The 24,126-nt window shown below is 72.3% G+C and carries 24 protein-coding genes; 11 read left to right on the top strand and 13 right to left on the bottom strand.

Annotation, left to right across the window (positions count from 1 at the left end):
• Positions 1 to 5 precede the first annotated feature (5 nt).
• From ACQBJO_RS07090 to ACQBJO_RS07080, 3 genes are all read right to left on the bottom strand, one after another.
• Positions 6 to 995, bottom strand: coding sequence for a carbohydrate kinase family protein (locus tag ACQBJO_RS07090; protein WP_421008579.1), 990 nt, complete (start codon positions 993 to 995; stop codon positions 6 to 8).
• Between the two features lie 69 nt (positions 996 to 1,064).
• Positions 1,065 to 1,436, bottom strand: coding sequence for a HesB/IscA family protein (locus ACQBJO_RS07085; protein WP_068316857.1), 372 nt, complete (start codon positions 1,434 to 1,436; stop codon positions 1,065 to 1,067).
• 116 nt (positions 1,437 to 1,552) lie between these two features.
• Positions 1,553 to 2,719, bottom strand: a complete 1,167-nt coding sequence (locus ACQBJO_RS07080) for a glycerate kinase family protein (RefSeq protein ID WP_421008580.1) — start codon at positions 2,717 to 2,719, stop codon at positions 1,553 to 1,555.
• Positions 2,720 to 2,759: 40 nt separating this feature from the next.
• On the opposite strand from ACQBJO_RS07080, the gene nadA reads away from it, so the two are divergent.
• Positions 2,760 to 3,971 carry a quinolinate synthase NadA gene (nadA, locus tag ACQBJO_RS07075; RefSeq protein ID WP_421008581.1) on the top strand — a complete coding sequence of 404 codons (1,212 nt, stop codon included), beginning with the start codon at positions 2,760 to 2,762 and terminating at the stop codon, positions 3,969 to 3,971.
• Between the two features lie 39 nt (positions 3,972 to 4,010).
• Positions 4,011 to 4,652, top strand: a complete 642-nt coding sequence (locus ACQBJO_RS07070) for a maleylpyruvate isomerase family mycothiol-dependent enzyme (protein ID WP_421008582.1) — start codon at positions 4,011 to 4,013, stop codon at positions 4,650 to 4,652.
• A 124-nt stretch (positions 4,653 to 4,776) separates the two neighbouring features.
• Here the strand turns inward: ACQBJO_RS07070 and ACQBJO_RS07065 are convergent, their stop codons facing one another.
• The 5 genes from ACQBJO_RS07065 to ACQBJO_RS07045 form a co-directional block, all read right to left on the bottom strand.
• The gene (locus tag ACQBJO_RS07065) at positions 4,777 to 5,631 is read right to left on the bottom strand and encodes a phosphatidylinositol-specific phospholipase C/glycerophosphodiester phosphodiesterase family protein (RefSeq protein WP_421008583.1); all 855 of its coding nucleotides are present in this window, start codon (positions 5,629 to 5,631) and stop codon (positions 4,777 to 4,779) included.
• 81 nt (positions 5,632 to 5,712) lie between these two features.
• The gene (locus ACQBJO_RS07060; RefSeq protein ID WP_421008584.1) at positions 5,713 to 6,753 is read right to left on the bottom strand and encodes a glutathione S-transferase family protein; all 1,041 of its coding nucleotides are present in this window, start codon (positions 6,751 to 6,753) and stop codon (positions 5,713 to 5,715) included.
• 9 nt (positions 6,754 to 6,762) lie between these two features.
• Positions 6,763 to 7,266: an O-acetyl-ADP-ribose deacetylase gene (locus ACQBJO_RS07055; RefSeq protein ID WP_421008585.1), complete on the bottom strand. Its 504-nt coding sequence runs from the start codon at positions 7,264 to 7,266 to the stop codon at positions 6,763 to 6,765.
• A gap of 4 nt (positions 7,267 to 7,270) precedes the next feature.
• A complete protein-coding gene (locus ACQBJO_RS07050) occupies positions 7,271 to 7,876 on the bottom strand; it encodes a hypothetical protein (protein ID WP_421008586.1) in 606 nt (201 codons plus the stop codon).
• A 12-nt stretch (positions 7,877 to 7,888) separates the two neighbouring features.
• A complete protein-coding gene (locus ACQBJO_RS07045; protein WP_421008587.1) occupies positions 7,889 to 9,253 on the bottom strand; it encodes a dipeptidase in 1,365 nt (454 codons plus the stop codon).
• Positions 9,254 to 9,318: 65 nt separating this feature from the next.
• On the opposite strand from ACQBJO_RS07045, the gene ACQBJO_RS07040 reads away from it, so the two are divergent.
• Positions 9,319 to 9,891, top strand: coding sequence for a DUF3043 domain-containing protein (locus ACQBJO_RS07040; protein WP_421008588.1), 573 nt, complete (start codon positions 9,319 to 9,321; stop codon positions 9,889 to 9,891).
• Positions 9,892 to 9,959: 68 nt separating this feature from the next.
• On the opposite strand, the gene ACQBJO_RS07035 is transcribed toward ACQBJO_RS07040, so the two are convergent.
• Both ACQBJO_RS07035 and gcvT read right to left on the bottom strand, forming a co-directional pair.
• Positions 9,960 to 10,166 carry a hypothetical protein gene (locus ACQBJO_RS07035; RefSeq protein WP_255186045.1) on the bottom strand — a complete coding sequence of 69 codons (207 nt, stop codon included), beginning with the start codon at positions 10,164 to 10,166 and terminating at the stop codon, positions 9,960 to 9,962.
• Entirely contained in the window at positions 10,163 to 11,275 is a 1,113-nt protein-coding gene (gene gcvT, locus ACQBJO_RS07030; protein ID WP_421008589.1) for a glycine cleavage system aminomethyltransferase GcvT, read from the bottom strand. The genes ACQBJO_RS07035 and gcvT overlap by 4 nt, the downstream gene beginning before the upstream one ends.
• An 83-nt stretch (positions 11,276 to 11,358) precedes the next feature.
• Between gcvT and ACQBJO_RS07025 the strand changes: the two genes are divergently transcribed.
• From ACQBJO_RS07025 to ACQBJO_RS07010, 4 genes are all read left to right on the top strand, one after another.
• Positions 11,359 to 12,846: a leucyl aminopeptidase gene (locus ACQBJO_RS07025; protein WP_421008590.1), complete on the top strand. Its 1,488-nt coding sequence runs from the start codon at positions 11,359 to 11,361 to the stop codon at positions 12,844 to 12,846.
• A gap of 138 nt (positions 12,847 to 12,984) precedes the next feature.
• Complete coding sequence (gene lpdA, locus ACQBJO_RS07020) at positions 12,985 to 14,379, top strand: dihydrolipoyl dehydrogenase (protein WP_421008591.1); 1,395 nt, start codon at positions 12,985 to 12,987, stop codon at positions 14,377 to 14,379.
• 120 nt (positions 14,380 to 14,499) lie between these two features.
• Positions 14,500 to 16,365: a 2-oxoglutarate dehydrogenase, E2 component, dihydrolipoamide succinyltransferase gene (gene sucB / locus ACQBJO_RS07015; RefSeq protein WP_421008592.1), complete on the top strand. Its 1,866-nt coding sequence runs from the start codon at positions 14,500 to 14,502 to the stop codon at positions 16,363 to 16,365.
• 1 nt (position 16,366) lies between these two features.
• Positions 16,367 to 17,284, top strand: coding sequence for a TIGR01777 family oxidoreductase (locus ACQBJO_RS07010; RefSeq protein ID WP_421008593.1), 918 nt, complete (start codon positions 16,367 to 16,369; stop codon positions 17,282 to 17,284).
• On the opposite strand, the gene ACQBJO_RS07005 is transcribed toward ACQBJO_RS07010, so the two are convergent.
• Complete coding sequence (locus tag ACQBJO_RS07005; RefSeq protein ID WP_421008594.1) at positions 17,262 to 18,917, bottom strand: serine/threonine-protein kinase; 1,656 nt, start codon at positions 18,915 to 18,917, stop codon at positions 17,262 to 17,264. The two genes, ACQBJO_RS07010 and ACQBJO_RS07005, sit on opposite strands and share 23 nt — an antisense overlap.
• 206 nt (positions 18,918 to 19,123) lie before the next feature.
• On the opposite strand from ACQBJO_RS07005, the gene lipB reads away from it, so the two are divergent.
• Positions 19,124 to 19,798 (top strand): lipoyl(octanoyl) transferase LipB, encoded by a 675-nt coding sequence (lipB, locus tag ACQBJO_RS07000; protein WP_430407162.1) that lies wholly within the window; start codon positions 19,124 to 19,126, stop codon positions 19,796 to 19,798.
• 8 nt (positions 19,799 to 19,806) lie between these two features.
• Here the strand turns inward: lipB and ACQBJO_RS06995 are convergent, their stop codons facing one another.
• On the bottom strand, positions 19,807 to 20,235 hold the full coding sequence (locus tag ACQBJO_RS06995) for a pyridoxamine 5'-phosphate oxidase family protein (RefSeq protein ID WP_255186037.1): 429 nt from the start codon (positions 20,233 to 20,235) through the stop codon (positions 19,807 to 19,809).
• A gap of 160 nt (positions 20,236 to 20,395) precedes the next feature.
• Between ACQBJO_RS06995 and lipA the strand changes: the two genes are divergently transcribed.
• From lipA to ACQBJO_RS06980, 3 genes are all read left to right on the top strand, one after another.
• A complete protein-coding gene (gene lipA / locus ACQBJO_RS06990; protein WP_421008595.1) occupies positions 20,396 to 21,451 on the top strand; it encodes a lipoyl synthase in 1,056 nt (351 codons plus the stop codon).
• A 36-nt stretch (positions 21,452 to 21,487) separates the two neighbouring features.
• The gene (locus ACQBJO_RS06985; RefSeq protein WP_421008596.1) at positions 21,488 to 22,210 is read left to right on the top strand and encodes a DUF4191 domain-containing protein; all 723 of its coding nucleotides are present in this window, start codon (positions 21,488 to 21,490) and stop codon (positions 22,208 to 22,210) included.
• A 76-nt stretch (positions 22,211 to 22,286) separates the two neighbouring features.
• Positions 22,287 to 23,561 (top strand): M18 family aminopeptidase, encoded by a 1,275-nt coding sequence (locus tag ACQBJO_RS06980; RefSeq protein ID WP_421008597.1) that lies wholly within the window; start codon positions 22,287 to 22,289, stop codon positions 23,559 to 23,561.
• Between the two features lie 72 nt (positions 23,562 to 23,633).
• On the opposite strand, the gene ACQBJO_RS06975 is transcribed toward ACQBJO_RS06980, so the two are convergent.
• Entirely contained in the window at positions 23,634 to 24,041 is a 408-nt protein-coding gene (locus ACQBJO_RS06975; protein ID WP_421008598.1) for an RDD family protein, read from the bottom strand.
• Between the last annotated feature and the right edge of the window lie 85 nt (positions 24,042 to 24,126).

The raw sequence follows: 24,126 nt of genomic DNA, 5'->3' as shown, positions 1-24,126 counted from the left end.
CCGGGTCAGGGGCGCGGGCAGGTGATGTGCCCGGCGATCAGGTCGGCGCACTCCTGCCCGTAGGCCTCGGCGAGGCGCTCGAGGAAGCGTGCCGTGCCCAGCTCGTACTCCTGGGTGCCGACGGTCTCGATGACGTAGGTCGCGAGCATCGAGCCGAGCTCTGCGGACTCGCGCAGCGGCAGCCCCTCGGCCACACCCGTGAGGAACCCGGCGCGGAACGCGTCGCCGACGCCCGTCGGGTCGGCCTTGCTCACCTCGCGGGCGGCGCCGACGACGATGTCCTCGTCGAGCTCGCCACCGCTGATGCGCACCCCGTCCTTGCCGAGGGTGGTGACGCGGTACCGGACCCGGGAGTTGATCTCGTCCTGGCTCCAGCCGGTCTTCTGCTCCGTCAGGTGCGACTCGTACTCGTTGGTGATGAGGTACTCCGCGCCGTCGACGAGCTCGCGGATCAGCTCGCCGTCGCTGAAGGCCAGCTGCTGGCTCGGGTCAGCGACGAAGGGGATGCCCCGGGTGCGGCACTCGCGCGTGTGCCGGCGCATCGCCTCCGGGTCGTCCGGGCCGACGAGCACGAGGTCGAGGCCGCCGACGCGCGCGGCGATCGGCGCCAGCTCGATCTCACGGGCCTCGCTCATGGCGCCCGCGTAGAAGGTCGCGATCTGGGCCATGTCGTCGTCGGTCGTGCACACGAAGCGCGCGGTGTGCTGCGTCTCGGACACGCGCACCGACTCGCAGTCGACGCCGTGGCGCTCGAGCCAGCTGCGGTAGTCGGCGAAGTCCTCACCGACGGAGCCGACGAGCACGGGGCGCTGGCCGAGGTTGGCCATGCCGAAGGAGATGTTGGCGGCCACTCCCCCGCGCCGGATCTCCAGCTTGTGGGCCAGGAAGCTCACGGAGATCTTGTCGAGCTGCTCGACGACGAGCGAGTCGGCGAAGCGACCCGAGAAGGTCATCAGGTGGTCGGTGGCGATGGATCCGGCAATGGCGATGGGCACCGGGCCACCCTACAGACGACGAAGCGGCCCCCACCGGATCGGTGGGGGCCGCATCGTGTGCGGGGCGGCTCAGCTGAAGCTGTCGCCGCAGGCGCAGGAGCTGCCCGCGTTGGGGTTGTCGATGGTGAAGCCCTGCTTCTCGATCGTGTCGGCGAAGTCGATCGTCGCGCCGCCGAGGTAGGGAGCGCTCATGCGGTCGACGACGACCTCGACACCGTCGAAGTCGCGCACGAGGTCACCGTCGAGGGAGCGCTCGTCGAAGTACAGCTGGTAGATCAGGCCGGAGCAGCCGCCCGGCTGGACGCCGATGCGCAGGCGCAGGTCGTCACGACCCTCCTGCTCGAGGAGCGACTTGACCTTGCCGGCGGCGACGTCGGTGAGGATGACGCCGTGGGTCTCGGTGGTCTCGGGGGTGGTGGCCTGGGTGTCCTGGACGCTCATGCGATGTCCTCACGGCTCGGGGTACTGGGAGTGGCGGAGTCCGCCACGACGGGGTCAACACGCGCGGTGCCCGGGTTGTTCCCGTCCTCCCACCATACGTCAGGGACGAAGGGGGGTCACCGTCGCGGTGACCACGTGGCGGCCACCCGCTCGGCCCGCTCCGCGAGGGTGCCGACCGGGTCGGCCATGACCGGCGCGAGGTCCGCGTGCTTGTCGGCGACGGCATAGCTGCCGGCCAGACCCATCGCCATCGCCTCCCGGCGACCGATGAGCACCTGGCCCGCGAGCGCGACCGCGGGCGTCGCGTGGGCGGCGGCCAGCTCGGCGACCCCGGCGACGACCTTGCCCTGCAGGCTCTGCCAGTCGAGGCAGCCCTCACCGGTGATGACGAGGTCGGCGGCGGCGACGAGCCGGTCGAGCCCGACCGCGGCGAGCACCGTCTCGACACCGCTCACCCGGCGACCGCCGAGGAGGAGCAGCGCGTAGCCGACCCCGCCGGCGGCGCCGGCACCCGGCTCGCGGTCGAGGCGGCGCTCCCGCCCGGTGAGCAGGTCGCTGCCCGCGGGCATGACCCGGCGCACGACGTCGGCGAAGTGCCCCAGAGCCCCCTCGAGGACCTGGGCCTGCTCCGGGGTCGCGCCCTTCTGCTCGGAGAAGACGGCGCTCGCGCCCTGCAGGCCGAGCAGCGGCGAGGCGACGTCGGTCGCGGCGACGAGCTCGACGCCGGCGAAGCGCTCGCGGGCCGCGGCCAGGCCGGCGAGATCGGGCTCGCGGACCGCGATGAGGCCCGCTCCCCCGCCACCGAGCGCCTCGCGCGGTCCGGCACCGAGGGCGGCGAGCATGCCGGCGCCGGCATCATTGGTCCCGGAGCCGCCGAGGCCGACGACGATGCGCTGCACGCCCTGCGCGAGCGCGGCGTCGAGCAGCTCGCCGAGGCCGTGGGTGGAGGTGACGCCGGGGTCGCGCTCGGTGGCGTCGAGCAGGTGCAGACCGATCGCCTGGGCCGACTCCACCCAGGCCGTGCGTCGCCCCCCTTCGTCCGTCGTGATGTGCAGGGCCGCGGGCACGGACCCGCCCCGGGGACCGCTCACGGTGACGATCGTCGACTCGCCGGGCACGCTCGAGGTGAGCACGTCGAGGAATCCGGGACCGCCGTCGGACAGGGGCACGAGCGTCAGCAGGTCGTCGGGGGCGCGGCGGCGCCAGCCAGCGGCCATGGCCTCGGCCGCCTGCGTGGCGGTGAGGGTGCCGGTGAAGCAGTCGGGCGCGATGAGCACGTGCACGCGTGGACTCTACCGAGGGGCTCGACGCCGCTGTGGGATCATGCCTGCCGTGAGCGCCCCGACGCAGTCCTCGCCCAAGCCCCTGTCCCTGCTCGTCCTCGGGCAGGGCACCGACCCGCACTCAGAGCGGGGAGTCGAGTGCCCGGGCGACCTGCCCGCGCCCTCCGACCCCGACCTCGTCGCGCGGGCGCGCGCGGCCAAGGAGGCGCTGGGCGACCGGGTCTTCGTCCTCGGGCACCACTACCAGCGTGACGAGGTCATCGACTTCGCCGACACCACGGGCGACTCCTTCAAGCTGGCCAAGGAGGCCGCGGCCCGGCCCGACGCGCCCTACATCGTCTTCTGCGGCGTGCACTTCATGGCGGAGTCGGCCGACATCCTCACCAGCGACGATCAGACCGTCGTGCTCCCCGACCTCGCCGCCGGCTGCTCGATGGCCGACATGGCCGCGCTGCACCAAGTCGAGGAGTGCTGGGACGAGCTCGTCGAGGCGGGCGTCGCCGACGTGACGATCCCGGTGACCTACATGAACTCCTCGGCGGCGATCAAGGGGTTCACCGGCCGCCACGGCGGGACGATCTGCACCTCGTCCAACGCGCAGACCGCCCTCGGCTGGGCCTTCGACCAGACCGGCGGGGTCGACGGCGGGGGCAAGGTGCTCTTCCTGCCCGACCAGCACCTCGGCCGCAACACCTGGGCCCGCGACCTCGGCCGGGACCTCGACGACTGCGTCGTGTGGAACCCCCACCTGCCGATGGGCGGCCTGACGGTCGAGCAGATCCGTGACGCACGGATGATCCTGTGGCGCGGGCACTGCTCGGTGCACGGCCGCTTCACGGTCGACGCCGTCGAGACGGCCCGGCGCGAGATCCCGGACGTCAAGGTCATCGTCCACCCCGAGTGCCGCCACGAGGTCGTCGAGCTCGCCGACGAGGTCGGCTCGACCGAGAAGATCATCAAGGTCGTCTCCCAGGCCCCCGCGGGCACGAAGTGGGTCGTCGGCACCGAGCTCAACCTCGTCCAGCGCCTGGCGCAGCAGTTCCCCGAGCAGCAGATCAGCTTCCTCGAGAAGAACGTCTGCTACTGCTCGACGATGAACCGCATCGACCTGCCCCACCTCGTGTGGGCGCTCGAGTCCCTCGTCGAGGGGCGCGTGGTCAACCCGATCACCGTCGACCCCGACGTCGCCCACTGGGCCAAGGTCGCGCTCGACCAGATGCTCGCCCTGCCGGGCGAGACGTCGAAGGACTGAGCCGCCCCCCTTCGGCCGCAGCGCTGGCAGGCTGGGCCCGTGGACGACACCCAGCTCCTCGCCCGGACCGCCGACAACCGGCGGCTCTTCGCCGATGTCCTCGACTCCCTCGGCGAGGACCACGCGCACGACGCCACGCTGTGCACCGACTGGGACGTGCGCACCCTCGCCGGTCACATGCTGCAGCCGGTGCACGTGCCGTCCTGGCGCTTCCTGCTGACCGCGGCGCGGCACCGCTCGATGGCGCGGGCCTGCGACGTGCACGCGGCCCGGCTCGGCGACCGACCGCTCGCAGAGACGGCGGCGGAGCTGCGGCACCCGGCCGGCACCGGGTCGAAGCCCTGGTTCATCGGCTGGGCCGGCCCCTTCACCGACTCGTGCATCCACCTGCGCGACCTCGCCGACCCGCAGGGCCTGGACGTCACCGTGCCCCTGGAGCACTGGCGCGCCGCCCTCGAGATCATCGTCTCCCCCCGCGGCCGCGAGTCCTTCGTCCCGACGCCCGGCCTGCTCGACGGGCTGCGCTGGGAGGCGACCGACTCCGACTGGACCCACGGCGACGGCCCCGCGGTGACGGGGACCGTAGAGGCGCTCGCCATGGTGATGTCGGGCAGACGCGCCTACCTCGACCGGATCGGCGGGGACGGAGCCGCGACGGTGCGCGAGCGGCTCGGTGCCTGATACGGGCTTGTGACTCGCGGGTACGGATATCTCTCGTCGGATGGCCGCGGCGTGAAATCGCGAGTTTCCGGGCTTCGCCGGAGTCTCGGCGGGACAAGTGGTATCCGTACCCGCGCGTAGGGACTCACTCCTGCGTGAGGAAGTCCTGCAGCCCACCGAGGTCGTCGGTGTTGATGTGGTCGACGCCCGCGGCCCGCAGCTCACGCCAGAGGTTGGTGCGGGCCTCGCCGGCCATGTCGTTGGTCGCCCAGAAGCGCACGCGGTAGCCGTCACGGTGGGCGCTGGCGACGTAGGCGTGCAGCCGCTCGCGCTCGGCCTGCGACATCTCGCCGATGCCCTGCCAGGTGAAGAGCTTCGTCCAGTTCTCGCTGACGAGCGGCATGAGGGCGGCGTCGGTGCCCGAGTCGAGGTCGGTGGAGCGCCCGTCGTAGAAGGAGTAGCGCGTCGTCGCCGCCTCCATCTCGGCGCGCGGGCGGTTGCCGCTGATGACCGCCTCGACGGCGCGGTCGTGGACCCTGCCGTTCTTGACCCGGGTGAAGATCTGCGCGTGGTCGGCGAGCTCGGCCTCGACGGCACGCCAGGTCGACGGCCCGTCGCTCTTGATGTCGATGAGCAGCTGGACGTCGCCCGCGTAGCCCGGGTAGATCTGCCGGCCGCCGCGCGAGGCGATCTCGCTCAGCGGGTCGAGGTAGGCCTCCTCGAGGGTCGGCGCGTCGGCGAGGCCCACGGCGTCGTGGCTGACCCGCAGCTCACCGTCGACGAGCCACACGTCGGCCTCGACCGAGGTGAAGCCGTGCTCGAGGGCATCGAGCAGCGGTCGCTCGTGCTCGTAGTCGTTGTGCGCGTGGGCCTGCGGCAGCGGGGTGCCGAGGTCGACGGGAGCCGGTGCGGCTGCGGCGGGCTGGGCCAGTGCGGCGAGGGCCAGTGCCAGCGCTGCGGTCGTGGCGGTCACCGAGCGGGTGCGGGAGATCGGGTGCATGGTCGCACCCTCGCGGCCGCGGGTGTCGCAAGCGCGCCCACGGGGTGAATGCTGCGCCAACGCGCGCCGGCGGCCGGGGCGTCAGGCGGAGCGGACCATCCCGGTCTCGTCGAGCAGGGGGTTGTGCGCCACCGGGACGCGCTCCCCTTCGCTCGGGGGTCCGGGAGGCGTGGCACCGGGGGCGAAGGGGGAACCGCCGAGGGCCTCGCGGCCGTGCGGCTCCAGCCAGTTCGACAGGTCGGGACCTGCGGGGACGATGCCGGTCGGGTTGATGTCGCGGTGGACCTCGTAGTAGTGGCTCTTGATGTGCACGAAGTCGGTCGTGTCGCCGAAGCCGGGCGTCGTGAAGAGGTCGCGGGCGTAGGCCCACAGGACCGGCATCTCCGACAGCTTCGAGCGGTTGGCCTTGAAGTGCCCGTGGTAGACGGGGTCGAAGCGCGCGAGGGTCGTGAAGAGCCGCACGTCGGCCTCGGTGATGTGCTCGCCCATGAGGTAGCGGCGGGTCGACAGCCGCTCCTCGAGCCAGTCCATCGCGCTCCACAGCCGCTCGTACGCGGCCTCGTAGGCGGCCTGGTCGCCGGAGAAGCCGCAGCGGTAGACGCCGTTGTTGACCTCGGTGTAGACGCGCTTGTTGACGACCTCCATCTCCTCGCGCAGGTGCTCGGGCCACAGGTCCGGCGCGCCCTCGCGGTGGTGCTCGCGCCACTGGGTCGACAGGTCGAAGGTGATCTGCGGGAAGTTGTTGGTGACGACCTGGCCGGAGGGCACGTCGACGATCGCGGGGACGGTGATCCCCTTCGAGTACTCCGGGAAGCGAGCGAGGTAGGCGTCCTTGATCCGCGGGATCTGCAGCACCGGGTCGAGGTGACCGGGGTCGAGGTCGAAGGTCCACGAGTCGGCGTCGTGCGTCGGGCCCGTGATGCCCATGGAGATGACGTCCTCGAGGCCGAGCAGGCGGCGCACGATGATCGCGCGGTTGGCCCACGGGCAGGCCCGGGAGACGACGAGGCGGTAGCGCCCCGGCTCGACCGGCCAGTCGCTCGACCCGTCCGAGGTGATCCGGTCCTCGATGTACGCGGTGTCGCGGGTGTAGTCCTTCTCGACGTAGCTGCCCTGTGCCATACCCACACTTTAGTTGAAATTTGAACTTTGTTCCACCTGCGCGAAGGTCGCCTCGTCGAAGGCGACGAGCCGCACCTCCTCGACCCGGGTGGGCGCCGCCCGAATCGTCTCGACCGCTGCGGCGATCGCGTCGTCCTTGGGCCAGCCGTAGATGCCGGCGCTGACGAGCGGGAAGGCGACCGAGCGCGCTCCCAGCGCGTCGGCGACGTCGAGGCACCTGCGGTAGCAGGAGACGAGCAACGAGCGATCGCGTTGTCCGGCAGCGTGGTTGGGACCGACCGTGTGGATCACCCAGCGCGAGGGGAGGTCCCCCGCGGTCGTCCACCCGGCCTCTCCCGTGGCCAGGCCGTCGGGGAACCGGGCGATGCAGTCCTCGAGGACGGCCGGACCGCCGGCGCGGTGGATCGCACCGTCGACACCCCCGCCACCGCGCATCGCGGAGTTGGCGGCGTTGACGATCGCGTCGACCTGCTGGGCGGTGATGTCTCCGTGCACCGCGATGAGCCGGACCATGACCTCAGTCTCCTCCGCTCGCCCCGTCGCGCGTGCCCATCACCGCGACGACCTCGTCGACCTCGCGCTGCCAGACCTCCTCGGGCACCGGCGGCAGGATGTCGTCCCACTCGACGGCGAAGGAGCCGATGACCTGCGGCAGGCGCGCCGGCCGGACCATCGCGAGGGTGTGCAGGTGGGCGCTCCCGTCGCCCCACTTGCCAAGGTGGACGCGACCGGCGTTGGGCAGGGCGAGCATCGCGTTGTGCAGGCGGTGCACGAGCCGCCCCCACTCCCCCGCGAGGTCCTCGTCCATGTCGCCGAAGTCCATGTGCTCGCGGGTCTGCAACCACAACGCCAGCAGACCGCCGCGCCCCCCGCGATCGGCCGAGAGCACCCAGCGCTCGTTGCTCCAGACCACCCCCTCGTCGGGGTGGTCGCAGCGCCAGCAGTCGCGGCCCCCTTCGCCGTCGCGGACGCGGTCGGCCTCGGCCGGTGGGAGCAGGTCCTTGGCGACCACGCGACCACCATCGGCCACCCAGGGGAAGGCGGGCCACTCGACGAAGTCCAGCGAGGGCGCGTCGGTGCGCGTCCTCGCCAGCTCGAAGATCTCCTCGGCGCTCTGGGGCACGTCAGCTCCTCGTCAGCCGCGCATCGCGCCGAGGCGGGCCAGCAGCAGCGCCTCGGCGGTGCAGACCTTTTCGAACTCGCCGAGGTGCAGCGACTCGTTGGCACCGTGCGCCCGGGTGTCGGGGTCCTCGACACCCGTGACGAGGATCGCGGCGTCGGGGAACTTCTCCGCGAACGCCTGGACGAAGGGGATGGAACCGCCGATGCCCACGTCGACCGGGTCGGTGCCCCAGGCGTCGGCGAAGGCCGCCCGAGCCTGGTCGTAGACCGGCCCCTGCGCATCGGCCGCGAAGCCCCAGCCCTGCTCGTCGAGCTCGACCTCGACGGTCGCACCCCACGGGGCGTGCTCCTGCAGGTGGCGCTGCAGCGCCTCCCACGCCTCGGCCGGGTCCTGGGTCGGGTTGAGCCGCAGGTTGATCTTGGCGCGGGCGCTCGCGGCGAGGACATTGCCCGCCTCGTCGACGGCGGGCGCGTCGATGCCGATGACCACGGCGGCCGGCTTGGTCCACAGCCGCGAGGGGATCGAGCCGGTGCCGATGAGCTCGGTGGCGTCGAGCAGCCCCGACTCCTCGCGCAGCCGCGCCTCGTCGTAGTCGATCTCGGGCGCGTCCTCGTGGACGAGCCCCTCGATCGCGACGTCACCCTGGTCGTCGTGCAGAGTCGCCATGAGCCGGCACAGCGAGGTGATCGCGTCGGGGCAGGCGCCGCCGAACATGCCGGAGTGCACGCCGTGGTCGAGGGTGCGCACGGTGACGACGGCGCGAAGGGAGCCGCGCAGGGTCGTCGTGAGCGCGGGCGTGCCGATGGCCCAGTTGAGCGAGTCCGCGAGGACGATCGCATCAGAGGTCAGGCGGTCGCCATGACGCTCGAGCAGCCGCGGCAGCGACTCGCTGGCGATCTCCTCCTCGCCCTCGACGAAGATCGTCACGCCCACCGGCAGGTTGCCGGAGTGCGCCCGCAGCGCGGCGACGTGCGCCATGACCCCGGCCTTGTCGTCGGCGGCTCCGCGCCCGTAGAGGCGACCATCGCGCTCGACCGGCTCGAAGGGGTCGGAGTCCCAGTCGTCGAGGTCACCGGGCGGCTGCACGTCGTGGTGCGCGTAGAGCAGCACGGTCGGCGCGCCCTCGGGGCCGTCGACGTGCCCGATGACGGCGGGGCGTCCCCCTTCGCTCACGATCTCGACGTCGAGGCCCTCCGCGCGCAACAGCTCGGCGGTGCGCTCGGCGGAGGCCTGGACGTGGGCCTGGTCGAAGGAGTCGAGGCTGACGCTCGGGATCCGGGTGAGGTCCTCGAGGTCGGCGCGCACCTGCGGCATCAGCTCGCGCACGCGGGCGCGCAGGGTCTCGATCTGGTCTGCGGTGAGGGTGGTGTCGGTCACGCGGCAGACGCTATCGCGGACGACCGGCTCCGACCGACCGGCGCGGTGCACCTAGAGTTCTCCTCGTGTTCGGACGCAAGAAGGACGACCAGCCCGCCTCCCCCGTGGACGAGCGGCCCCACCGCGAGGGCGCCAAGAACCGGCCCACACCCAAGCGGCGCGACCAGGAGGCCGCGCGCAAGCGTCCCCTCGTGCAGGCCGACCGCAAGGGCGCGAAGGCCGCCGACCGCGAGGCCCGCCGCGAGAACGCGCGCAAGATGCGCGAGGCGATGGTGACCGGCGACGACCGCCACCTGCCGCCGCGCGACAAGGGCCCGGTGCGCCGCTTCGTCCGCGACGCCGTCGACGTGCGCTGGAACCTCGGCGAGCTGCTGCTGCCGCTCATGCTCGCGGTGCTCGTGCTCAGCCTCTTCGCCGGCACGTGGGCGACCTACGTCTTCCTCGGCGTCTACGTCCTCATCCTCATCGCGATCGTCGACGTGTGGCTGCTGTGGCGTCGCACGAAGCCGAAGCTCCTCCAGCGCTTCGGCGCCGACACCAACCTGCGTGGTCTGGCCATGTACCTCGCGATGCGCGCCTTCCAGATGCGCCGCACGCGCATGCCCAAGCCGATGGTCGAGCGCGGCGACACGCTCTGACCGCTCCGGCGACGAGCTGAGGGGCCGCACCCGATCGGGTGCGGCCCCTCAGCTGTTGGTGGCGGCTGTCAGCCGGCCGACAGCGGCATCGGCCCGTAGACGACCTCCGCCTCGCGCAGCAGGCTCACCTGGGCCACGCCCGCGTCGGCGAGGTCCTCCCACGATTCGGCGAACCACGCCTCGGCGTCGGCCTGGGTCGGGAAGGGCACCGAGTGCTCGCTCGGCAGGGGCTGCCCCGAGGTGTCCTCGAAGCGCCAGCGGTAGGCCTCGCTCATGCCTGCCTCACCTGCACCTCGACGAAGGGCGGCTTGGTCACCGTGGCGGCGACCTCACGCCCGCGCACGTCGATGACGACCTCGTCGCCCTCGCCGACCGACCGGTCGAGCAGCGCCAGGGCGATGCCCTGCTTGAGCGTCGGGCTGAAGGTGCCCGAGGTGACCTCGCCGACCTCGGTGCCGTCTGCGGTCTTGACGGCGCAGTGGCTGCGCGGGATGCCGCGGCCGGTGACGAGCAGGCCCCGCAGGAGCGGGCCCGACTTCGCGACCCGCTGCGCGACGAGCGCGTCCTTGCCCCAGAAGGTCTCCTTGTCCCAGCCGACGGCCCACGCCGAGCGTGCCATGACCGGGGTGATCTCGGGCGACAGGTCGTTGCCGTGCAGCGGGTAGCCCATCTCGGTGCGCAGGGTGTCGCGGGCACCGAGACCGCACGGCAGGCCGTCGAAGGGAGCCATCGCCGCGATGATCGCGTCCCACAGCTGCAGGCCGGCGGCGGCCGGGGCGACGAGCTCGTAGCCGCGCTCGCCGGTGTAGCCGGTGCGGCAGACGGTGATGTCGTGGCCCTCCCACACGGCGTCGTCGAAGGACATGTAGTCGTGGTCGACGGGCAGGCCCATCGAGGTGAGCACCTCGTCGCTCTTGGGCCCCTGGACCGCGAGGACGACGTAGTCCTCGTGCAGGTCGGTGACCTCGACGCCCTCGGGCGCGGCCTCGCGCAGCATCTCGACGACGGTCGCGGTGTTGGCGGCATTGGGGATGAGGAAGACGTCGTCGTCGCCGCGCAGGTAGGCGATGAGGTCGTCGACGACGCCACCGGACTCGTTGCAGCACAACGTGTACTGCGCCTTGCCGGGGCTGATCCGGCCGAGGTCGTTGGTCAGCGTCGAGTTGACCAGCTCGGCGGCGCCGGTGCCGGCGACGCGGGCCTTGCCGAGGTGGCTGACGTCGAAGAGCCCGACCCGCTCGCGCACGGCCGTGTGCTCGGCGACGACGCCGCCGCCGGGGTACTCGATCGGCATCTCCCAGCCGCCGAAGTCGGCCATCTTGGCGTCGAGCGCGACGTGGCGCTCATGGATCGGTGAGGTGCGCAGGGCATCGCTGGCGGTCATGCCCCAGACGCTACCGTCTCGCCATACGGGATAGCCTGCGCGTGGTACATCCACCGTTTCCCCGCGCGAAAGGTCCCACTCACGTGGCCCAGCTGATCCTCGGTTCCCGTTCCCTCGCCGCTTGGTCCGGCCGCACCCTCGTCCTGGGTGTCACCGGCTCCGAGCCGACCGCCACCGCGAGCGCGGACCTGCCGAAGTCCGCCGTCGAGCACCTGGCCACGGTTCTGCCTGCCCTCGAGGCCAGCACCAAGGTCGGCGCCACGACGAGCCTGCCGGCCGTCCCGGGCCTCAAGGCCGCCAAGGTCGTGCTCGTGGGCCTCGGTGAGGAGCCGGGCGAAGGGGGGACCGACTCCCTTCGTCGTGCCGCGGGCGCCGCCGTCCGCGCCGCGGGCACCGAATCCGTCGCCATCGCCCTCCCCCACGAGGACGACGCCGACCTGGCCGCCATCGGCGAGGGTGCCCTCGCCGGCGCCTACACCTTCACCGCGCACAAGTCCGCGCCCGCGGAGCAGGACGAGCAGGAGATCACCGTCTTCTCCTCCCTCGACCGCAAGGCCGCGCCCAAGGAGGTCCTCGAGACCGCCGCGACGATCGCGCGCAACGTCGCGTGGGCCCGCGACCTCGTCAACACCGCGCCCAACCTGCTCTACCCGCAGTCCTTCACCGAGCAGGTGCAGCAGGTGGCCAAGGCCTCCTCCGGCAAGCTCAAGGTCGAGGTCCTCGACGACAAGGCCCTGCTCGAGGGCGGCTTCGGCGGCATCGTCGGCGTCGGCCAGGGCAGCAGCCGCCCGCCCCGCATCGTCACCCTCAGCTACAGCCCCCGCGGCAAGAAGTCGCACGTCGCGCTCGTCGGCAAGGGCATCACCTTCGACACCGGCGGCGTGTGCATCAAGCCCTCCGCCAGCATGGCGACGATGAAGTCCGACATGGCCGGTGCCGCCGCCGTCGCGGCCACGGTCGTCGCCGCGGCCGAGCTCGAGCTCGACGTCGCCGTGACCGGCTACCTCTGCCTCGCGGAGAACATGCCGGGCGGCAATGCCCAGCGCCCCGGCGACGTCGTCACGATGCGCAACGGCATGACCGTCGAGATCCTCGACACCGACGCCGAGGGCCGCATGGTCCTCGCCGACGGCATGGCCCTGGCCGCCGAGTCGGGTCCCGACCAGATCTTCGACGTCGCCACCCTCACCGGCGCCTGCGTCGTCGCCCTCGGCCCGCACATCTTCGGTGTCATGGGCAACGACGAAGAGCTGCGCACGGCGATCACCGAGGCCGCCGACCGCGCCGACGAGCCGAGCTGGCCGCTCCCCCTGCCCACAGCCCTGCGCGCCGGCCTCGACTCCGCCACCGCCGACATCGCCCACAAGGGCGACCGCATGGGCGGCGCCCTGACTGCGGGCCTGTTCCTGCAGGAGTTCGCCAAGGACGCCGACGGCGAGCAGATCCCCTGGGCCCACCTCGACATCGCCGGCCCCTCCTTCAACGAGGGCGGCGCCACCGGCCACCTGCCCAAGGGCGGCACCGGCGTCGCCGTCGGCACCCTCCTGGAGCACATCGCCAACCTCGACTGACACCCACGCAGATCCATTCGAAGAAGAAGCGCTCGGTCGACCGGGCGCTTCTTCTTCGATTGGGCGACTGACGCCGAGAACCCCTTACGCTGGGGCCGGTCCGTGACCCCGGACACATCCCGTGCAAAGGAGCATCTCGTGGCAGACCCCGCGACCTCGACCCCCTTCGACCTCGTCGTCCTCGGAGCCGGCAGCGGCGGATATGCCTGCGCGCTGCGGGCAGCGCAGCTGGGCATGAAGGTCGCGCTCGTCGAGGAGGACAAGATCGGCGGGACCTGCCTGCACCGCGGGTGCATCCCGACCAAGGCGCTCCTCCACGCGGCCGAGCTCGCCGACGGCGCGCGGGCCGGTGCCGCCCACGGGGTGCTCACGAGCTTCGAGGGCATCGACACCACGGCCCTGCACGCCCGCAAGGACAAGGTCATCGGGCAGCTCCACAAGGGCCTGACCGGCCTCATCGGCCAGGCGGGCATCGAGGTCGTCAGCGGCCGCGGTCGCCTTGTCGACGCCGGCACCGTCGAGGTCGAGGGCGAAGGGGGCACCACCCGCGTCAGCGCGAAGACCGTTGTGCTGGCGACGGGTTCGTACGCGCGCACCATCCCCGGCGTCGAGCTCGGGCCGCGCGTCATGACGAGCGACCAGGCGATGAACCTCGAGACGATCCCGCAGCGGGTCGCGGTCCTCGGCGGCGGCGTCATCGGCGTCGAGTTCGCCTCGATGCTGCGCAGCTTCGGCGCCGAGGTGACGATCGTCGAGGCGCTCGACCGGATCGTCGCGGCCGAGGAACCGTCGATCTCCAAGCACCTGACGCGCGAGTTCAAGAAGCGCGGCATCACCTCACGCACCGCCACCCGGGTCGCCTCCGTCGAGGCCGACGAGCAGCGCGCCGTCGTGCACCTCGAGGGCGGCGACCAGCTCGAGGTCGACCTCGTGCTCGTCGCCGTCGGGCGCGGTCCGCGCAGCGAGGGTCTCGGCTTCGAGGAGGCGGGTGTCGCCGTCGACCGCGGGTTCGTCCCGACCGACGAGCGGCTGCGCACCAACGTCGAGGGCGTGCGCGCGGTCGGTGACCTCGTGCCCGGCCTCCAGCTGGCCCACCGCGGCTTCGCCCACGGGATCTTCGTCGCCGAGGACCTCGCCGGGCTCGACCCGCGACCGGTCGACGACGTGACGATCCCCAAGGTCACCTACTGCGACCCCGAGATCGCCTCCGTCGGGCTGTCGACGGAGGCGGCGAAGGGGGCCGGTCACGACGTCGAGGTCGTCACCTATCCCTTGGGCGGCAACGGCCGCAGCATCATCCGGGGCACGACGGGCTCGGTGACGCTCGTCCGCGAGAAGGACGGCCCCGTCCTCGGGGTCCACATGGTCGGACTCGGCGTCAGCGAGCTGATCAGCGAGGCGCAGCTCGTCGTCGGCTGGGAGGCCCACCCCGAGGACGTCGCCCCGCTCGTGCACGCCCACCCGTCGCAGGGTGAGGCCCTGGGCGAGGCGGCCATGCTCGCCGCCGGCCGGCCCCTGCACGCGCACGCCTGAGCCGGACGAGGGCGGCACCTGCAGATCTCCACGGGACACGACGTGGGCCCCGTGGACAAGACCCCGCAGACTCGTGAGAGTCTGTGACGTATCCCATCTCGATAGAAGGAGCAGAGGCGCATGTCTGAGCGGGTTGCCATGCCGGCACTGGGTGAGTCCGTGACCGAGGGCACCGTGACGCGATGGCTCAAGAACGTGGGCGACACGGTCGAGGTCGACGAGCCGCTGCTCGAGGTCTCGACCGACAAGGTCGACACCGAGATCCCGTCGCCTGTCGCGGGCACGATCCAGGAGATCCTCGTCGAGGAGGACGAGACCGTCGAGGTCGGAGCCGACCTCGCCGTCATCGGGGACGGCGACGCCCCTGCGGCCTCCGACTCCGGCGACGACTCCGCGCAGGAGGAGGCTCCCGCCGAGGAGCCTGCCGCCGAGGAGCCGGCTGCCGAGGAGGCCCCGGCAGCGGAGCCTGAGGAGGCTCCCGCCGCCGAGACCCCGGCCGAGGCCCCCGCTGCCGAGAGCTCGTCGAGCGACTCCGGCGACGGCACGACCGTGGCCATGCCGGCCCTGGGCGAGTCCGTCACCGAGGGCACCGTCTCCCGCTGGCTGAAGGCCGAGGGCGACACCGTCGAGGTCGACGAGCCGCTGCTCGAGGTCTCGACCGACAAGGTCGACACCGAGATCCCCTCCCCCGTCGCGGGCACGCTGACCAAGATCCTCGTCCAGGAGGACGAGACGGTCGAGGTCGGCGCCGATCTGGCGATCGTCGGTGGCTCCGGTGGCGGCGCCGCCGCGCCCGCCGAGGAGCCCAAGGCCGAGGAGCCGAAGCAGGAGGCCCCCAAGGAGGAGCCGAAGGCCGAGGAGCCCAAGCAGGAGGCCCCCAAGGAGGAGCCGAAGGCCGAGGAGCCCAAGCAGGAGGCTCCGAAGGAGGAGCCCAAGGCGGAGGCACCCAAGGAGGAGCCGAAGCAGGAGGCCCCGAAGGCGGAGGCCCCCAAGGCGGAGGCTCCCAAGGCGGAGGCTCCGGCTGCGTCCGGTGGCGACGCCGCCGCCTACGTCACGCCTCTCGTGCGCAAGCTCGCCGCCGACAACGGCATCGACCTCTCGCAGGTCCAGGGCACCGGCATCGGTGGTCGGATCCGCAAGCAGGACGTGCTCGACGCCGCCAAGGCGAAGAACCAGCCGCAGGAGGCTGCCGCCCCGGCCGCCGCCGCTCCGGCTGCTGCTCCCGCTGCGGCTGCCCCCGCGGGCGTCCCGGCCGGTCTGGAGTCCAACGTCCCGCAGTCCAAGCGCGGCACCCGCGAGAAGATGACCCGCCTGCGCAAGGTCATCGCCCAGCGGATGGTCGAGTCGCTGCAGGTCTCCGCCCAGCTGACGACGGTCGTCGAGGTCGACATGACCAAGGTGGCCCGCGTCCGCGACGCCGCCAAGGCCGACTTCGCCAACCGCGAGGGCACGAAGCTGTCCTTCCTGCCCTTCATCGCCCTGGCCACGGCCGAGGCGCTCAAGGCGCACCCGGGCATCAACGCCAGCGTCGAGGGCGAGGAGATCGTCTACCACGGTCAGGAGAACCTCTCGATCGCGGTCGACACCGAGCGCGGCCTGCTCACGCCGGTCGTCAAGAACGCCGGTGACCTCAACGTCGCCGGTCTCGCCCGGGCGATCGCCGACGTCGCCGACCGCACGCGCAACAACAAGATCACGCCGGACGACCTGTCGGGCGGGACCTTCACCATCACCAACACCGGCAGCCGGGGTGCGCTCTTCGACACCCCGATCCTCAACCAGCCGCAGGTCGCGATGCTCGGCACCGGCGCCATCGTGCGTCGCCCCGTCGTCATCACGACCGACGACGGCGGCGAGACGCTGGCGATCCGGTCGATGATGTACCTCGCGCTCAGCTACGACCACCGCGTGGTCGACGGCGCCGACGCGGCCCGCTTCCTCGGGACGGTCAAGGCCCGTCTGGAGGAAGGCCGCTTCGAGGCCTGACATGAGCACACGACGACAGCGCGTCGCCATCACCGGAGCATCCGGACTGATCGGCGGCGCGCTGTCGTCGTCCCTGCGGGCGGACGGTCACGAGGTGGTCCATCTCGTGCGACGCGAGGCGAAGGGAGACCACGAGCGCCCCTGGGACCCGGACCGTCGGGTCCTGGACCCGGCAGTGCTCGCCGACGTCGACACCGTCGTGCACCTCGCAGGCGCCGGGGTCGGCGACCGGCGCTGGACCCCGACCTACAAGATGCTCATCCGCACCTCGCGGGTACACGGCACGGACCTCGTCGCGAGGACGGTGGCGGCCGGGGCCGGCCCGACACGACTCGTCACGGCATCCGCCGTCGGCTTCTACGGCGACCGCGGCGACGAGGTGCTCACGGAGGCGTCCGCTCCCGGGCGCACCTACCTCGCCGGCGTGGTCCGCGACTGGGAGGCCGCCGCGGCTCCCGCCGTCGCTGCGGGTGTCCCCGTGGCCCACGCGCGCACCGGCATCGTCCTTGCCGCCCACGGTGGCGCCCTGGCCCCGATGCTGCTCGTCGGCCGTCTCGGCATCGGCGGCCCGCTCGGCTCGGGACGGCAGTGGCTGCCATGGGTCTCCCTCGAGGACGTCGTGGGCGCCTACACCCGGCTCGTCGAGGACCCGACCCTCGAGGGGTCGGTCAACCTCACCGCGCCCCACCCGGTGCGGCAGCGCGAGCTCGCTCGAGGCATCGGGCGGCGGCTGCACCGCCCCGCGGTGGTACCGACGCCCGCGGTCGCGATGCGGCTGGCGATCGGCGAGTTCGCCGGCGAGGCGCTCGCCTCGACCCGGGTGCTCCCCCAGCGGCTCGACGCAGCCGGCTTCGAGCACCGGCACCCCCATCTCGACGACGCCCTCGACGACCTGCTCAGCCCGCGTCCGACGCGGTGACGTCGCGCACCCGCCACCTCCCGTCCCACACGAGCACGAGATCGGCGCGCTGCGCACGTCGGGCCGGGCGCTGCTGGCGCGAGCCGTCGCGGGCGACGACCGTGTAGGCACCCTCGTCGACGACGGTGCGCAGCACGGCGGTGCTGCCGCTCGTGCGCTCCAGGCTCGCCGAGCGGACCGTCATCGACAGCCCCTCGTAGCGCAGCCCACCCCCACGCAGCTCCTCGAGCAGCTCGCGATCTCGCGTCGCCGAAGGTGATCCCTGCTCGTCGAGCCGGCCGAGCACGACCGGATCCAGGTCGGTGACGACCTGCTGCCGCATCGTCGTCAGGGCCTGCGCGAGACGCACCGGCGCCGACCGGGGTGCGGAGCGATCGGTGAGCACGCGGGTGTCGGCGGCGTCCGCCGAGCCGGTCCCGGCCGGATCGTCCGTCGCGACCACCGACGCGGGGCGCGGGGCGCTCCCTTCGTCATCGGCGGAGGCCAGCTGCCGCCATGGCACGACGACCGCGAGGGCCAGCCCCAGCGCGACGGTGACGGCCACCGCGAGGCGACGGCTGCTCGGACCCTGCTCGGCCGCCCGCGCGATGTCCCGGGTGGATGACACGTCGGCGTCGCGTGACAGATCGATGTCCTCGTCACGGGGACGGCGGGGTGCCGCGTGGCGTCCGGCCCGCGCTCGCGGTCCTTCGCTCGCGGTCTGCTCCTCGTCGCGTCGGCGCTGCCACCACCGCCGGGTCGGCGAGGGCGCCTCGTCGGCGACGAGCTCACGCTGCCAGTCGGGCACCTGCACCCCGTCCCGGGCCGCCGCCTCACGGATGCGCCGCGTCAGACCCGAGGCGACATCACCGGTGGCGGTCATGCGCAGGGGCTGCGCGGGTGCCGCGTCGAAGACGTCGACCGCCACCTCGTCGGCCTCCGGACGGCTCGCCGGGTCACCCGCGAGGCAGGACTCGACGACGTCGACGAGGGCGGGGTGGTCGGCCAGGCCCGCACCCAGGTCGAGCCGGTCCGCCACGTGGCCGGGGGGCTCCCCGACGAGGCACAGCCAGGCGAGCGCGCCGAGGGCGTGGACGTCGCTGGCCCGGCTGGGCTCCTCGCCGTCGAGGACCTCCGGCGCGACGTAGCCGTCGGTGCCGTGCACGTCGCCCGGCGCCTCCCCGGTCAGTCGGGAGAATCCGAGGTCCGCGAGCACCGGCCGTCCGGTGCTGTCGAGCAGGACGTTGCCCGGGCTGAGGTCGCCGTGGACGACCCCGAGGCCGTGCAGCCCGGCCAGGGCACGGGCGATCGGCGCGATGACGGTGACGGTCTCCCCCGGGGTGAGGTGGCCCCGCTCGGCGACGACGCGGCCGAGGCTGCCGCCGGCGAGCAGCTCGAGCACGAGGGCCGTGGCCGGCCCCTCGTCGGTGTCGACCTCGCGGACCTCGTGCAGGGTGACCACGTGCTCGGCGGCCGCGTGCTGGAGCATCGAGTACTCGCGCAGCGCCTCGTCGTCGGCTCCTCCGCGCAGCAGCTTGATCGCCACCAGTTCGTCGTCGGCCTCGCGCCGCGCCCGCCAGACCGTCGACGTCGAGCCGGTCCCGAGCAGGCGGGTCAGGCGATAGCCGGGGACCTCGGGTGGGATCTCGTCCATGCCCTCCACCTTGCCGGACCTCGCCGATCCGGCCGTCGAGATTTCCACAGCCCTCCCCAGAACCCTGCAAGACCCTAGGGTCTTGCAGGGTTGCGGTCGCGGAACTCTGCAAGACCCTGGGGTTGTGCAGAGTTCGTGCCGGGTGCGGATGGGCGACGTGGCGGAGGGCGAAGGGAGGACAACTGGCGCGGCGTAGGCTGGCGGCCATGCGTTTCGAGGAGCTCGGCTTCGCCCCAGACACCGTCGACTACCTGACCGCGTGGGAGCACCAGAAGCGGGTCCACGCCGCCGTCGTCGCCGGCGATCTCGAGGACACGACCCTGCTGCTCGAGCACACCGCCGTCTACACCGCGGGCAAGCGCACCGAGCCCCACGAGCGACCGATGGACGGCACCCCCGTCATCGACGTCGACCGTGGCGGCAAGATCACCTGGCACGGCCCCGGGCAGCTCGTCGGCTACCCGATCGCCCACCTGCCCGGACGGCGCGACGTCATCGCCCACGTGCGTCGTCTCGAGGAGATGATGATCCGGGTCGCCGCCGACGTAAGCGTCACCGCGACCCGCGTGCCCGGCCGCTCCGGCATCTGGGTGCCCGGCACCGACGGCACCCGCGACCGCAAGCTCGGCCAGATCGGCATCCGCGTCTCGCGCGACGTCGCCATGCACGGCTTCAGCCTCAACGTGAACTGCGACCTGTCGTGGACGCAGACGATCGTCCCGTGCGGCATCCCCGATGCCGACGTCTCGACCCTGGCCCTCGAGACCGGTCGCGACATCACCGTGGCCGACATCCTCCCTTCGGCCCGGGCCCACCTGCTCGAGGTGATGACCGAGGACCTGCCGCTCACCACAGGGGCTGCTCAGGCGCAGGGCGCCTGACCGACGCGTCAGCCGGTCGGGATCATGTGCTCCCAGGGCTTGGCCAGGTCGAAGCGCCGCCCGCTCACCTCGCGGGGCGTGATCTCGACGAAGACGTCCTTGTCCGTCGGGACCCACGAGCGCAGCCGCGACGCCTCGGCCCGCGCCTGCTCGTCCGTCGTCTCGAGCACCCGTGCGTTGCCGCGCACGATGACCGACCAGGCGTGCGCGGAGTCGTAGCCGTCGATCTCGAAGGCGACGTCGGCGCTCATGACGATCCCGAGGAGCTTGTTGCCCTGCGAGGTGCGGAAGAGCAGGACCTCACCGTCCGTGGCGTAGTTGATCGGCACGATGTGCACCTCCCCCGCGAGGTGGAAGGCCAGGCGTCCGAACTCGTTGGCATGCAGCGCCTCCCAGCTCTCCTCGGCGCGCATCACGTGGACAGGTGATTCCGTCATGACGACCTCCTGCGTCGGGCGCGGGCCTCGCCCGCGGTTACTACACAGTGTAGTGGCGAAGGGGGGTCCGCGTCGCCCCCCTTCGGCCCTCCACGGTGGAGGCGTAGTCTGGAGTGACTCCGGACACCACCGGGGTCACCGAGATTGCCAGGAGAGCTGCGTGACCGTCGCACCCGAAGGACGTCGTCTGCTGCGCGTCGAGGCGCGCAACGCCGAGACCCCCATCGAGCGCAAGCCGGAGTGGATCCGGACCACCGCCAAGATGGGCCCCGAGTACAACGCCATCCGGGGCCGCGTCAGCGGGCAGGGCCTGCACACCGTGTGCCAGGAGGCCGGCTGCCCCAACATCTTCGAGTGCTGGGAGGACCGCGAGGCGACCTTCCTCATCGGCGGTGACGTGTGCACCCGCCGCTGCGACTTCTGCGACATCGCGACCGGCCGCCCGACCTCGCTCGACATGGACGAGCCGCGCCGCGTCGCCGAGTCCGTCCGCGAGATGGGGCTGCGCTACTCGACCGTCACCGGTGTCGCCCGCGACGACCAGCCCGACGGTGCCGCCGCGCTCTACGCCGAGACGATCCGCGCGATCCACGAGCTCAACCCCAACACCGGCGTCGAGATCCTCCCGCCCGACTTCGGCGCGAAGCCCGAGCTCGTCGGTCAGGTCTTCGATGCCCGCCCCGAGGTCTTCGCCCACAACCTCGAGACCGTGCCGCGCATCTTCAAGCAGATCCGCCCGGCCTTCACCTACGACAAGTCGCTCAAGGTGCTGTCGATGGCCCGCGAGGCCGAGCTCGTGACGAAGTCCAACCTCATCCTCGGGATGGGCGAGGAGGACCACGAGATCGAGACCGCACTGCGCGACCTGCACGACGCGGGCTGCGACATCATCACGATCACCCAGTACCTGCGCCCGTCGAAGCTGCACCACCCGATCGACCGGTGGGTCAAGCCCGAGGAGTTCGTCCACTGGAGCGAGCTCGCCGAGGAGATCGGCTTCAAGGGCGTCATGGCCGGGCCGCTCGTGCGCTCGAGCTACCGCGCCGGCCGCCTCTACTCGACGGCCATGGCCAAGTGGGGTCGCCCGATCCCCGAGCACCTGTCGCACCTCGCCGCTGCGGTGGACGAGCCGGCCCGCCAGGAGGCCTCGTCGCTCGTCGCGAAGTCGCGTGCGCAGGCGATCCTCGACCAGCCCGCCACCGGCACCGACGGCTGACCTGGCACCCCGCCCGAGCAACTAGACTCTCTCCTCATGGCCAGCAAGAACGACAAGCCCGAGAAGCCGAAGCGCGAGAACCCCTTCAAGCGGATCGCCTCGGTCTACAAGACGATCAAGGCGATCGACCCGCAGGTGACCCTGTGGATGATCCTCGCCTTCGTCGTCGTGCTCGCCATCGGGGCGATCATCGGCCTGATCTTCGGCCACGTCTTCGCCTCGCTGCTCGTCGCGCTGCCCTTCGCCGCTCTCGCGGCGATGATCGTGCTCTCGCGCCGCGGCGAGCGGGCCGCCTTCGCCCAGATGGAGGGCCAGCGCGGCGCCGCCATCGGTGGCATGTCGACCCTGCGTCGCGGGTGGTACTTCGACCAGGAGCCGGTCGCTGCCGACGCCACCAAGCCGAGCGAGATCAACACCGCCGCCGTCGTCTTCCGCGCCCTCGGCCGCCCGGGCATCGTCCTGCTCGGCGAGGGCCCGAAGCACCGCGTCGACAAGCTCTTCGCCAAGGAGACCAAGAAGGTCAACCGGGTCGCCCCCGGCGTGCCGGTGCACACCTACATCGTCGGCTCCGCCGAGGGCGAGCTGCACCCGCGCAAGATCCGCATGACCCTCACCCGCCTGCGCCCCGAGCTGAGCAAGGAGGAGATGGCCGTCGTCAACAAGCGGCTGAAGTCCCTCCCCGGCATCCGCCAGGGCGTCCCCGCCGGCGTCGACCCGACCCGTGCGCGGATGAACCGCAGCGCCCTGCGCGGCCGCTGACCCCACGGGTCCGCCCGCGTCGAGCGGCCCGGACCCACCCACGGCCCCCACCCGCCGACCTCCGGGAGACCCACTCGTGCCTGCTGCCGCCACCACCCACGCCGAGGACCTGGCCGACTTCGTCGCCGCGTCGCCGTCGAGCTACCACGCGGCGGCCGAGGTGGCCCGCCGCCTGCAGGAGGCGGGCTTCGCCCCCCTTCGTGAGACGGACGCCTGGCCGCAGGGACCGGGCCGCTACCTCGTCCTGCGCGAGGGCGCGGTCATCGCCTGGGTCGTGCCCGAGGGGGCGACCACGACGACGCCCGTGCGCATCTTCGGCGCGCACAGCGACTCCCCCGGCTTCAAGCTCAAGCCGCAGCCGACCACCGGCCGCCTGGGCTGGCTGCAGGCCGGCGTCGAGGTCTACGGCGGGCCGCTGCTCAACTCCTGGCTCGACCGCGAGCTGCGCCTGGCCGGCCGGCTCGTGCTCGACGACGGCACCGAGGTGCTCGCCGACTCCGGGCCGCTGCTGCGGCTGCCGCAGCTGGCGATCCACCTCGACCGCGAGGCCAACGAGCGCTTCGCCCTCGACAAGCAGGTGCAGACCCAGCCCGTGTGGGGCGTGGGCGCCGCCGCCTCTGCCGACCTCATCGGCGAGCTCGCCGCGACGGCCGGCGTCGACGCGACCCGGGTGCGCGGCTACGACCTCATGACGGCCGACTCCGCGCGCGGTGCGGTCTTCGGCAAGGACGACGTCTTCTTCGCCGCCGGCCGCCTCGACGACCTCGCCAGCGTGCACGCCGGCACCGTCGCGATGACCCAGCTCGACGACGTCGCGGGCGACCACATCCCGCTCCTGGCCGTCTTCGACCACGAGGAGGTCGGATCGGCGACCCGCACCGGTGCCGGCGGCCCCTTTCTGGAGGAGGTGCTCGAGCGCATCGGCATCGCCCTCGGCGCCGACCGTGGTGAGCGGCTGCGTGCCCTCGCGTCGTCGTGGTGCGTCTCCAGCGACGTGGGGCACTCGGTGCACCCCAACTACCCCGAGAAGCACGACCCCGCCGTGCGGCCGGTCCTCGGCTCCGGCCCGATCCTGAAGATCAACGCCAACCAGCGCTACGCCAGCGACGGCGTCGGCGCCGCGGCCTGGCGCGGGTGGTGCGAGCAGACCGGTGTGACGAGCCAGGACTTCGTGTCCAACAACACCGTGCCGTGCGGGTCGACGATCGGGCCGATCACCGCGACCCGCCTCGGCATCCGCACCGTCGACGTCGGCATCCCGATCCTGTCGATGCACTCGGCCCGTGAGCTGGCCGGCACCAGTGACCTGCTCGACCTGTCACGGGTGGCGCTGACCTTCTTCCGCGGCTGAACGGGCCGACCCACAGCGCCCAACTCCGCAAAACCCTAAGGTTTTGCGGAGTTCAAGGGCGGGAGACGCTGGTCAGACCCGGACGACGTGGGTGCGGGCGGCGAGGTCGTGCAGGCCGCGGCCGTCCCCCTTCGCCGTGACGAGCGCGGGGATGAAGAGGCAGAGCAGGGCGGCCCGCACCGCGGAGCGAAGGGGGGTGACCCACTCCCCCACGAGCGGCACCACCCGCAGCCCGAGGAGACGGTGACCGAAGGTCGCACCACCGAGGGTGACGCCGACGAGGTTGAGCAGGAAGAGCAGCCCGAGCGGGACGAAGGAGAAGGCCTCCGGGCTCAGCTCGACGAAGCGGCCGATGAGGCCGTTGGTGATGAGCAGGCAGGCGACCCAGTCGATGACGACCGCCACCAGGCGCCGAGCAAAACCGGCGCTGCTCCCCCCTTCGTCAGGGGTCGGGATGGGACGGTCGGTGCTGCTGCTCACCGGGGCAGCCTATGCAACGCCGATGGACGCTCCCGCCGGGCCGTGCCCCCGGGCGCTAGGGTTGGTCTCAACACGTGGGACGCAT

The organism is Janibacter zhangyanbonis, from assembly GCF_050507325.1.
Lineage (GTDB): Bacteria > Actinomycetota > Actinomycetes > Actinomycetales > Dermatophilaceae > Janibacter.
This window is presented reverse-complemented; position numbering and strand designations above follow the sequence as displayed.

Excerpts from the sequence above, each read along its gene's own strand:
- ACQBJO_RS06995 (WP_255186037.1), bottom strand. The coding sequence starts at position 20,235 with ATGACGGAATCACCTGTCCACGTGATGCGCGCCGAGGAGAGCTGGGAG.
- ACQBJO_RS07005 (WP_421008594.1), bottom strand. The coding sequence starts at position 18,917 with ATGGACGAGATCCCACCCGAGGTCCCCGGCTATCGCCTGACCCGCCTG.
- ACQBJO_RS07035 (WP_255186045.1), bottom strand. The coding sequence starts at position 10,166 with ATGAGCGAGGCCTACCGCTGGCGCTTCGAGGACACCTCGGGGCAGCCC.
- lipB (WP_430407162.1), top strand. The coding sequence starts at position 19,124 with ATGCGTTTCGAGGAGCTCGGCTTCGCCCCAGACACCGTCGACTACCTG.
- ACQBJO_RS06985 (WP_421008596.1), top strand. The coding sequence starts at position 21,488 with ATGGCCAGCAAGAACGACAAGCCCGAGAAGCCGAAGCGCGAGAACCCC.
- gcvT (WP_421008589.1), bottom strand. The coding sequence starts at position 11,275 with ATGACCGCCAGCGATGCCCTGCGCACCTCACCGATCCATGAGCGCCAC.
- ACQBJO_RS07085 (WP_068316857.1), bottom strand. The coding sequence starts at position 1,436 with ATGAGCGTCCAGGACACCCAGGCCACCACCCCCGAGACCACCGAGACC.
- ACQBJO_RS07055 (WP_421008585.1), bottom strand. The coding sequence starts at position 7,266 with ATGGTCCGGCTCATCGCGGTGCACGGAGACATCACCGCCCAGCAGGTC.
- sucB (WP_421008592.1), top strand. The coding sequence starts at position 14,500 with ATGTCTGAGCGGGTTGCCATGCCGGCACTGGGTGAGTCCGTGACCGAG.
- ACQBJO_RS07065 (WP_421008583.1), bottom strand. The coding sequence starts at position 5,631 with ATGCACCCGATCTCCCGCACCCGCTCGGTGACCGCCACGACCGCAGCG.
- ACQBJO_RS07060 (WP_421008584.1), bottom strand. The coding sequence starts at position 6,753 with ATGGCACAGGGCAGCTACGTCGAGAAGGACTACACCCGCGACACCGCG.
- nadA (WP_421008581.1), top strand. The coding sequence starts at position 2,760 with ATGCCTGCCGTGAGCGCCCCGACGCAGTCCTCGCCCAAGCCCCTGTCC.
- ACQBJO_RS07010 (WP_421008593.1), top strand. The coding sequence starts at position 16,367 with ATGAGCACACGACGACAGCGCGTCGCCATCACCGGAGCATCCGGACTG.